Annotated in this window: 7 protein-coding genes and 1 pseudogene; 3 read left to right on the forward strand and 5 right to left on the reverse strand. The window is 54.5% G+C overall.

What is annotated here, in order from left to right; genetic code table 11:
- Together UB23_RS22960 and UB23_RS22965 are read left to right on the forward strand one after the other, a co-directional pair.
- Positions 1-326, forward strand: a pseudogene (locus tag UB23_RS22960) (phosphonoacetaldehyde hydrolase); the annotation flags it as partial.
- Between the two features lie 360 nt (positions 327-686).
- Positions 687-1,988 (forward strand): NAD(P)/FAD-dependent oxidoreductase, encoded by a 1,302-nt coding sequence (locus tag UB23_RS22965; protein ID WP_442963639.1) that lies wholly within the window; start codon positions 687-689, stop codon positions 1,986-1,988.
- A gap of 927 nt (positions 1,989-2,915) precedes the next feature.
- On the opposite strand, the gene UB23_RS22970 is transcribed toward UB23_RS22965, so the two are convergent.
- From UB23_RS22970 to UB23_RS22980, 3 genes are all read right to left on the reverse strand, one after another.
- Positions 2,916-4,481, reverse strand: a complete 1,566-nt coding sequence (locus UB23_RS22970) for an EAL domain-containing protein (protein ID WP_160298068.1) — start codon at positions 4,479-4,481, stop codon at positions 2,916-2,918.
- A gap of 192 nt (positions 4,482-4,673) precedes the next feature.
- Positions 4,674-5,078, reverse strand: a complete 405-nt coding sequence (locus tag UB23_RS22975; RefSeq protein WP_045061589.1) for a hypothetical protein — start codon at positions 5,076-5,078, stop codon at positions 4,674-4,676.
- 284 nt (positions 5,079-5,362) lie between these two features.
- Entirely contained in the window at positions 5,363-5,755 is a 393-nt protein-coding gene (locus tag UB23_RS22980; protein ID WP_045061584.1) for a glyoxalase, read from the reverse strand.
- A 99-nt stretch (positions 5,756-5,854) separates the two neighbouring features.
- Here UB23_RS22980 and UB23_RS22985 point away from each other — a divergent pair, with 99 nt between their 5' ends.
- Complete coding sequence (locus tag UB23_RS22985; protein WP_045061585.1) at positions 5,855-6,739, forward strand: LysR family transcriptional regulator; 885 nt, start codon at positions 5,855-5,857, stop codon at positions 6,737-6,739.
- Positions 6,740-6,785: 46 nt separating this feature from the next.
- Here UB23_RS22985 and UB23_RS22990 read toward each other — a convergent pair whose 3' ends face one another.
- Entirely contained in the window at positions 6,786-7,886 is a 1,101-nt protein-coding gene (locus UB23_RS22990; protein WP_045061586.1) for an alkene reductase, read from the reverse strand.
- Positions 7,887-8,052: 166 nt separating this feature from the next.
- On the reverse strand, positions 8,053-8,600 hold a 548-nt coding region (locus tag UB23_RS22995; RefSeq protein ID WP_045061587.1), incomplete at its 5' end, for an AMP-binding enzyme.

The following is an 8,600-nucleotide window of genomic DNA, read 5'->3' on the forward strand; positions in this document are numbered from 1 at the left end:
AGGCCCTGGCCAACGTGATCGCATTGGGCATCAGCGATGTTGCCGCTTGCGTCAAGGTCGACGACACCTGGCCAGGTATTCTTGAAGGCCGCAGCGCTGGCATGTGGACGGTCGCATTGACCTGCTCGGGCAATGCACTGGGCCTGACTTATGCAGAATTCAAGGATCTGCCTTCGGACAGGTTGGCCGAAGAGCGGGCGCGCATCGTCAAGATGTTCGAAGGCTCTCGCCCGCACTACCTGATCGACACTATCGTCGATTTACCTGCGGTCATTGAAGACATCAATGCTCGTCTGGCACGGGGTGAAACGCCTCAGGGTTCCTGAACCTGTGCGGCTTGTGCCGCTGACACTGGCCGCCCACGGGCGGCCGCTTTGCCGGGATTGTTTAATTAAGCAACAACCAAAGATCCACAAATGCCGATTTAAGGAACACTCGGGCGGTGGGAGTATTCGAAGCCATGATTTCGACTCTGCACTTGATCCGTCGCCCTCTGCGCCCTTACCTCCCGAAGGTGCGAGCCCGTCTTTGCGAAAACCCCCTGCTCAATATCATTCTGGCCTTCTGGGCGCTGTGGCATTGCCGTCACGCGCGCCCACCAGATAGAGCCCTCGCGTCGACTTGATTCCATTGGCCTGAACACGGCCGATTTCAATGCGAGAAGGAATGATCCCATGACTGCAGCTATGCGCAATGTCATTGGTGCTGCCCAGCGCAGCGCCTCCTATTACACCGCCAGCCTCAATGACCCAACCCAGTACCCGACATTACAAGGTCAACACAGCGTCGACGTTGTGATTATTGGTGGTGGCTTTACCGGTGTTGCCACCGCCGTAGAGTTGGCCGAACGAGGGCTCAAGGTCGCGATTGTCGAAGCCAACCGTATCGGCTGGGGCGCCAGCGGGCGCAACGGCGGCCAGGTCACCGGCAGTCTGTCGGGAGATACGGCCATGCGCCAACAGATGCGCAAGCGCCTGGGCGATGAAGTGGATGATTTCATCTGGCACCTGCGCTGGCGAGGCCATCAAATCATCGAGAACCGGGTGAATAAATACGCAATTGCCTGCGACCTCAAGCATGGTCATCTGCATGCAGCGATGAAACCTTCCCACGTGATGGAACTGCAAGCCTTCTACGAAGAAGCACAACGACGCGGCATGGGTGATCAGGTCACCCTGCTCGATCAGGACGGCGTGCGACAGCATTTGGACAGTGAACTGTATCTGGGCGCCCTGAAAAACACGCGCAATTTGCACCTGCATCCGCTGAACCTATGCCTGGGAGAGGCTCGCGCCGCGCACAGCCTTGGCGCATTGATCTTCGAGAACTCCGAGGTGTTGGAGATCGTCCATGGTAACCGGCCCGCCGTTATCACGTCTAAGGGCCGCATCGATGCGGGCCAGGTTCTGCTAGCCGGCGACGTCTATCACAAGCTCGAGCGCAAACAGCTAAAGGGCAAAATTTTTCCGGCCATGGGCGCGATTGTGACCACTGCTCCGCTGGGCGAGTTGGCGCGCCAGATCAACCCGCACGACCTGGCTGTTTATGACTGTCGATTCGTCCTTGATTACTACCGCCTCACGGACGATGGTCGATTGTTGTTCGGCGGCGGAGCCAACTATTCTGGACGCGACTCGCGAGACATCGCCGCCGAACTTCGCCCGTGCATCGAACGCACTTTCCCGGCCCTGAAGGGCGTGGACATCGAGTTCCAGTGGAGTTGTGCGATGGGGATTGTGATGAATCGCATTCCGCAGTTGGGCAAGGTTTCGGACAATGTTTGGTATTGCCAAGGCTATTCAGGGCACGGTATCGCTACAAGCCACATCATGGGAGAGATAATGGCAGAGGCGTTGACAGGCACTTTGGCAAAATTTGATACCTTTGCCGGGTGCAAGCACATCAAGGTGCCGCTGGGCGATATGCTCGGTAATCCGATGCTCTCGGTGGGGATGTGGTACTACCAGATGTTGGAAAAGCTTCGCTGATAGCCAATAAAAACTCCATATGAACTACCTGGAAAGTCACTCTCGATCTTTATGATAAAGAATTCGCTATCCCGCTAACTGAACGCTACCCGGTTGATGAGCTATCGCCAGCCGTTAACTCCGTACAACTGACACTTTGCACTATCCAAACTAGCAAGCGGGCCAAACTGACTAGCCCGCTTGTGATGACCACTTTAGCCATGAACCGCTGTATCGATGCACATCATCGCAATAGGTCTCGTAGGGAGCTCGTCCGGCATAGTCACTTTCCGAACTCCAACAGTAAGGGTGATGAGCTCTTGGCATACGCATGGGCCGAATGCCATCTTCCCTAAAGCAGCCATGAGGTTCGTAAGCTAAGTGTGTAGCAGTTATCACAAAATCTGTGCTCTCGGACATTACGTCGCCAGCTGAACAGTTTACGTACGGAAGCCTCAATCAATGCGCATGGTGAAAAACTCAGCTTTGTCTCACGCGGTTCGAAGATGGGTAGTGGCATCATTCCTGTGCTTCGCGGCTCTTGCCAATGCTGATACGTTTTCCAGTAATGCCACCATCGAACGCACCTCCGACGAAAGCCTTACCGACTGCACTGACGGATGCGGCGCTTCTTTGGCGGGGTCTTGATTCAAGCATGAGTCAGGCCTCGACCTGGGACGCCATGTGGTGAGGTTTGGAGATAGAAGAACAATTTGCTCGCGACTACAACTCGGCTGGTACCCGCAATCAGCTCGCTCTTAAGCTAGTGCAGATACTGCTGTTGCCTCTGATTTTGTGGTTGGTCATCCGCAGCCGACGCACACTACGTTTTAAGGATGAGCCGGCAAAGCTGACACGCGCGTTACGTCGTCTTTTCTCAACCTGGCTGCTGCTGTGCATGCTTGCCGTCCTTGTGCTTGTGCTGGAGCCGGATGCCCCGTTATTGGCTCAAGAAGTTGCACTGTTGCTGGCCCTGGTGCCATCCTGGATATCACCGGCCAGATAGGAGATGAACGCTTCAGCGCTCATTGCTTTGGCGAAAAGCCAACCTTGGGCATAGCGGACGTTGTGGGAGCGTAAATAGGCCAATTGATCTGCTGTCTCAACGCCTTCAGCCACAATAGCCAAGCCCAGCGAGTCAGCCATGTCGATCAAATGGTCGATTAAAACCGCTGCCGCCTGCGGTTGAGAAATGCCATCAACAAAAGACTTGTCGATTTTCAGGATGTCCAGCGGTAGCTGTTGGAGGTTTTGCAGGTTGGAATATCCGGTCCCGAAATCATCCAGTGCAGTCACGTAACCCAACGCGCGAGCTTTGCTCATCGTCTCTTTTGCCGGTTTTAAATCCATGAACCCAGTCTCGGTTGCCTCTAGCCAAATTTGGGAAGGGAGGACTCCGGCTTTCTCCCTCATCTTTTCCAGAACAACCATGAACCGTCCGCTACACACGTCAGATGCTGCCAGATTAATGGCCACATGCATTGAACGATCAGCCACGAGCACATTCCTCAGATCGCGTATCACCTGACTCATGACCTGGTCGGTAATTGCCAGAATTAATCCGGTTTTTTCTGCCAGAGGGATGAACAAGTCAGGGGACACTGTCCCATGACCGGGCTTGACCCACCGTATCAGGGCCTCCGCCCCCACACATCGCCCATGCTCAAGCTCGATAATCGGCTGATAATGCACGACAAACTCATGGTTCCTCACCGCGCGTTCAAGTGCAGCGACCGGTGATAGACGTCGCTTCGATATTCGGACGATACCGAATACCGATACACCTGCAAGTAAAGCACCCAGCGGGAGCATGTATGCCGAGTGCCAGAGAAAAATATCTAACAGTTCAGAGCGGGGTATCGCTGCAATCGCTACCCAGGAACCTTGACGGATGGAGGTATAGAGGTAGCCATCCCTAAGCCCTCTAGTCGGGCCCAAGTGCGCCAACGCCACTATGTTTTCACTGCCTTGACTGCTGGCACGTATGAGATCGCCGTTAAGAGTGGCTATTGCAAGCCTGACACGATGATCGAACAGCACGTCCAGCAACTGCTCTGAGTCAACAAGAACGTTGAAGGCGGCATATTCCAGAGCCATCAGTGGCTTGGCTGACTCAAGCACGGGCGACACACTTATCGCGACTCTCACACCACCGTCAGTTGTAAAATCTGCCGGCAATGCGTCGACTTTCTTCCCGATCATTCCCCAGGAGCCGCATACAAAGATGTCCTCCTGGACGTAGCCTACTGATTTCACTGAAAGGGTATTGATCGCAACCAGACGCATCTGGTCGATGTTTTCCGGGCTGCAAGGAAGCAGATCGCTGGACGCAATTGACTTCAGAGCATCTGAAGCTTGAAGGAGTGTCGAATGGGCACGCTGGGATAACAAAACAGCAATTTCTTCCAGTTGTCGTTCGGTGCTGTTAAGCGTTAGCAACCATCCGACACCGCCCATTACGCCGAATGCCAAGCAAGTTACAAGAACACTCGCAATTACGCCCTGCCAGATCACAGACGACCGCATTGGCCCCGCCTTGGTTATAGAGAAAAGAATTCATTGCTCAAACTTCAGAACCATATCTTAACGTGACAAAATGGGTCTGGCTTGTCCTGGTTTGGCCATCCACCCTTGTTAGCGCATAGCCGTTCAGGTTTTGACCCAGAGAAGAAGAATCCCACATGAGAATCAACTTTTCCCGATGGATCACTTGATGCTGAAGCTGATTGTGTACGGCACAGCCTCACCACGCCTGGCCGAGGCGCGCATCTGAAAAACCTGCACGGTGTATTTGCCCGACGCAGGTAGCGCTCCAGTCCAGTCTGAGCCAACGCCGCCATTAGCCAAGGCACTGGACTGCCCCGGTTGATCGCCTGGCGCGAACACGTTGAAGTTCGCGTTGCTACTGCCGGTGATCTGCACAGTCATACGTTGGCCCGAATTCGCCGCCAAGGTGTATTGAACAGTGTCATGGCCCTTGAATGTACCTTTAACCTGGGCGCTGTTAGCCCCCTTGGCGAAGCTCACCGGTACGGTGGTTACGTTGTCGGCGGCCCAGCACACCGAGGTCGTGAGTGTGAGCACGAGGCTGCAAATCGTCGCTTTGTTCATGAGCATTTTTTTAATCTCGGTGAGGTTGTCCAGGGAGATGTGTCGCAAAGGCACCACGATTTACCAAGAAATCAGCGACCGAAAAAAAACCAAGACTTTAAAGTCAGAGAATTTTTATCTTAGCCACTCGCTTATAGATGACCTCGGCGTCAACACATTGTTCGATACCACATTGTCGTCTTGCCTAAGGCAGAGTCCGCATCGCTAAGAGTGAACAGCGAAATCAGACCTTGTGATGCGTGTGCTTTTCAATACGCAACGGACACATGAGTAACGGCGGCACGCTACATTTCTCTATCAGCTTTTTCAACAGGGTTAGAGAAGACGGTTTCCAACAACTGCCCGCCTGGAGTGCGTAGGAAAATGCGCCGCTCGTTGAGGCTTGGAACCTGCATCGTTCTATATGCAATGCCAAGGTATTCAAGCTTTGCCTTGAATGCCTCGTAGTCGCCCATGCGGAAACCGACATGATCAATAAACTCAGACACTCGAAGCAGGCCCGAGCCGTGGGATTCAATGATATGAACCAGAGGCTCACCATCGCTGTACAACCAATGGCCAGCGATGCCGCTTATTTCAATGGGCCGACGACCTTCTACCAGATCAAAGACTTGCATCATAAAATCGCGAGTCCCGCAGAGGTCTAGGGTCCGCAGGGTAACGTGATCGATAACCATCGATAGGTTCCTCATTAAGTCAATGGGGGAACAATATCGTTAATTGAGATAGCGTAGAATCCAGCTAAAAGCGCAATCATATTCAGGGAAATCCGAATAATGCTCTTCGAAAATCTAGCGCTGTTCTTACTGATTGTGGAGAAAGGTGGTTTGTCGGCGGCAGGCCGAGAGGTAGGGCTTTCGCCAACCTCAGTGTCGGAGCGACTCGGGGCTTTAGAGAAGCATTACGGGGCGACATTGCTAACCCGCACTACCCGCTCAATCAGCCTGACCGATGAAGGGCGGCTTCTGGTGGACGGCGCGCGTCGACTGCTCGCCGATGCTGAAGACATCGAGAGCAACATCAAACTGGGCACCGAGCGTATTTCCGGCCTCATAAGATTGAGTGCACCAGTCGACTTGGGGCGAAATCGAATCGTGCCCATTCTGGATCAGTTTCTCGAAGAAAACCCTAATGTCAGCCTTGACCTGAACTTGACTGACGGTTTTCTGGATCTTGCGGGACAAGGGATCGACTTTGCCATCCGCTATGGGGCTTTGTCCGACAGTACGCTGCGCGTACGAAAACTTAGCGAGGGACGCCGTGTGGTGTGTGCTTCACCGGCCTATATAGAGGTTCATGGAACGCCACGACATCCATCTGAGTTGGCCCAGCAGCAGTGTATCCTGATGCGCTTCGGCTCCAACATCCATCGTCAATGGCAGTTCCGCGCTGACGGTCGCTCTTTCAAGGTTCTGGTATCAGGCAGGCGTATCGCCAACGACGGCGATCAAGTGCGGCAGTGGTGTTTGGCTGGTTATGGTATTTGCATCAAGTCCTACATTGATGTGCGCGATGACTTGGCGGCAGGTCGACTGATCGAGTTGCTGGAGGCGTATTCTTTAACGGGTGTGGACTTGCAAATTGTCTACCCTTCCGGCCATGCGTTGCCACGTCGAGTCAAATTGCTGATGGACAAAATCGCCTTGGCGCTGGCGACTTAAGCCCGCGTCAAGGAGATTAATGGCTGGATTTGCCGAGCCTTATGGTTCAGCCGTGCTGAGACCAGACAGGAAAATCGGAGTAACCACGTTCGGTGCCACCAAACAACTCGGCACCTTCCAAACCGGCTAATGGGTAGCCCTTCTCCAGCCTCAGCGGCAGATCCGGATTGGCTACGAATTTGCGACCGAAAGCGACAAAATCGGCATAGCCTTTATTTAACACCCAGTCTGCCAATTCCAAGTCGTATTTGCCGGCCACCACAATGGCGTTGCGAAAGCGCTCACGCACAGCCTGGCGGAACTCCTCTGGGAATTTAGGGGCGTCATCCCAGTCCGCCTCGACCAGATGCAGGTACGCAATACCTTGTTCCTGCAAATAGGTGGCTGCTTCCAGAATCGTCGGGAGAATATCCGGACACGCCATGCCTCGCGCCGTCAGGAATGGTGCCACGCGAATCGCCGTGCGATCAGCACCTACTTCATCGATCACGGCATCCATGACTTCTTTAAGAAAGCGCAGGCGGTTTTCGCGCGAGCCGCCGTACTCATCCGTACGCACGTTGGATGTCGTGCGCATGAACTGATCAATCAGGTAACCGTTGGCGCCATGCACTTCCACACCATCGAAACCGGCCGCCATGGCGTTACGGGCCGCTTTTCGGAAGTCGTTGACGACGTCGTGTATTTCGTCACGGCCCAGGGCTCGCGGGGTCGGGCATATGACCATGCTGCCCACACCCGTCGATGGGTCAACTTTCCAGATGCTGCCGTCGAACGGGATTGCAGACGGCGCAACGGGTAGCTCACCGTTATGGAAGTCTGGATGCGACATGCGTCCCACGTGCCACAGTTGCAGGAAGATGCGACCGCCAGCAGCATGCACAGCATCGGTTACCAGGCGCCACCCAGCAACCTGTTCGTCACTGTAAATGCCGGGGGTATAGGAATATCCCTTACCCTGCGCAGAAATCTGGGTCGCCTCGGTGACAATAAACGCTGCCGATGCCCGCTGTGCGTAATAGGTGGCGTTCATTGCGTTAGGTACATCACCTGGCTGAGTGCTGCGAGAGCGAGTCATGGGAGCCATAACTACGCGATTGGGGGTACGCAATGCACCAACAGAGCCGGGTGTAAATAGTGGGGACATCAACGTTTCCTCGGAAGGTTTCAGTGGATCTACTGGGCGCAGAATAGCCTGATAAAAATGCCTGATAATCGCCTCTGTCCGTAAAACATATTACGGTCAATCCGGATAATCGATAATGCCCACCCTTGTCTTGAATGAAACGGGTCTGCATGAAACGCCAGAATTATCAGGCAGCGTCTATGCTCCGGTGCGTTTCGATCAGTTGCAGTACCACGCTGGGATCTGCCAGTGTCGAAATATCCCCCAACCCATCGTACTCAGCGGTCGCAATCTTGCGCAGAATCCGCCGCATGATCTTGCCCGAACGCGTCTTCGGCAGCCCCGGCGCCCACTGGATCACATCTGGTGAAGCAATCGGCCCGATCTCTTTACGCACCCAGTTCTTCAACTCCAGGCGCAGCTGCTCGCTCGGCTCTTCGCCACCGATCAGGGTCACATACACATAAATGCCCTGGCCCTTGATGTCGTGCGGCACTCCCACCACGGCCGCCTCGGCGACTTTAGGGTGAGCAACCATCGCGCTCTCGATCTCGGCGGTACCCATGCGGTGGCCGGACACGTTCAGCACGTCATCCACGCGACCGGTGATCCAGTAGTAACCATCCTCGTCACGACGGGCACCGTCACCGGTGAAGTACATGCCACGGAAGGTCTTGAAGTAGGTGTCGACAAAACGGTCATGGTCGCCATACAGCGTGCGCGCCTGGCCTGGCC

It is taken from the genome of Pseudomonas sp. ES3-33 (genome assembly GCF_000952175.1).
GTDB lineage: Bacteria > Pseudomonadota > Gammaproteobacteria > Pseudomonadales > Pseudomonadaceae > Aquipseudomonas > Aquipseudomonas gregormendelii.

Coding starts and splice junctions, on each gene's coding strand:
- UB23_RS22965 (WP_442963639.1), top strand. CDS start 687: ATGCGCAATGTCATTGGTGCTGCCCAGCGCAGCGCCTCCTATTACACC.
- UB23_RS22980 (WP_045061584.1), bottom strand. CDS start 5,755: ATGGTTATCGATCACGTTACCCTGCGGACCCTAGACCTCTGCGGGACT.
- UB23_RS22990 (WP_045061586.1), bottom strand. CDS start 7,886: ATGTCCCCACTATTTACACCCGGCTCTGTTGGTGCATTGCGTACCCCC.
- UB23_RS22975 (WP_045061589.1), bottom strand. CDS start 5,078: ATGAACAAAGCGACGATTTGCAGCCTCGTGCTCACACTCACGACCTCG.
- UB23_RS22985 (WP_045061585.1), top strand. CDS start 5,855: ATGCTCTTCGAAAATCTAGCGCTGTTCTTACTGATTGTGGAGAAAGGT.